The 1,473-nt window shown below is 70.3% G+C and carries 2 protein-coding genes; both read left to right on the forward strand.

Annotated elements, in window-relative coordinates:
• The coding region (locus FUT87_RS26900) for a putative O-glycosylation ligase, exosortase A system-associated (protein WP_147242963.1) at positions 1-931 on the forward strand (931 nt) is incomplete at its 5' end.
• Positions 931-1,473, forward strand: a 543-nt coding sequence (locus FUT87_RS26905; RefSeq protein ID WP_147242964.1) for a polysaccharide deacetylase family protein, incomplete at its 3' end; no start/stop codon positions are given. The genes FUT87_RS26900 and FUT87_RS26905, both read left to right, overlap by 1 nt.

Below are 1,473 nucleotides of genomic sequence, written 5' to 3' on the forward strand. Positions count from 1 at the left end.
CTGGCTGGTGCTGGTGCTGGTGGTCTCGATCGGCTACTACGGCATCAAGGGCGGCGTGTTCACCGTGCTGTCGGGCGGCTCGGCGCGGGTGTGGGGGCCGGAGGGCTCCTTCATCGAGGACAACAACTCGCTGGCGCTGGCGACCATCATGACGGTGCCGCTGATCCGCTACCTGCAGCTGCAGTCGACCCAGCGCTGGCAGCGGCACCTGGCGACGGTGGCGATGCTGCTGTGCATGGCCTCGGCGGTGGGCTCGCAATCGCGCGGCGCCTTCCTGGCGATCGTGATGATGTCCTTCTTCATGTGGCTCAAGAGCCGCAACAAGCTGCCGCTGGCGCTGGTGGTGCTGGTGGCGCTGCCGCTGATCTTCGTCTTCATGCCGGACAGCTGGACCGACCGGATGGAGACCATCCGGACCTACGACCAGGACGCATCGGCGATGGGCCGCATCAACGCCTGGCAGATGGCCTGGCGGCTGGCGACCGACCTGTTCCCGTTCGGCGGCGGCTTCACGGTCGCCGGGGCGGCGGTGTTCGCGAAGTACGCGCCCGATCCCTCGATCCCGCTGACGGCCCACAGCATCTACTTCCAGGCGATGGGCGAGCACGGCTTCATGGGGCTGGCGCTGTTCGTGGGCATCTTCGCGATGACCTGGCGACTGGCCGGCGCGACGATCCGCGCCAGCAAGGCCGAGCCGGACCTGCAGTGGGCGCGCGACCTGGCGGCGATGTGCCAGGTGGGCTTGATCGGCTACGCCACCGGCGGGGCCTTCCTGAGCCTGGTGTATTTCGACCTGCCGTATTACCTCGTGCTGATCGTCGTGGTGGTGAACCGGATCGTCGCGGCCGAGATGGCGCAGCGCAAGCAGGCCGCGATCGCCGCGGGCCAGCTGCCGCGCGACGTCCATTCGCCGTACTGGGGGAGCGTCTGATGCTGGCGGGGCTGAGCCTGCTGGGCTGGCCGCGCGGCGAGTCCGCGCTGAGCATCCTGATCTACCACCGCGTGCTGCCGTCGCCCGACGCGCTGCGCCCGGGCGAGATCGACGCGGCGCGCTTCGAGGCGCAGGTGGCCTTCCTGGCGCGGTATTTCACGCTGATGACGGTCAGCGACGCCGCGGCCGCGCTGCGCGAGCGTCGCCTGCCGAGGCGCGCGGCCTGCATCACCTTCGACGACGGCTACGCCGACAACTGGACCGTGGCCCATCCGATCCTGGCGCGCCATGGCGCGCGCGCGACCGTGTTCGTCGCCACCGGCTACCTCAACGGCGGCCGCATGTTCAGCGACACGGTGATCGAATTCGTGCGGCGCGTGCCGGGGCCGGTGCTGGACCTGTCGGCGGTGGGCATGGGCGTGCATCCGGTGGCGACGGTGGAGGAGCGGCTGAAGGCGGTGTCGGCGCTGCAGGTGCAGCTGAAGTACCTGGCGCCGGACGAGCGCGAGGCGCAGCTGCGGCGGATGCTGGCGGCGCTGCCG

The sequence above is a fragment of the Mitsuaria sp. TWR114 genome (assembly GCF_007997345.1).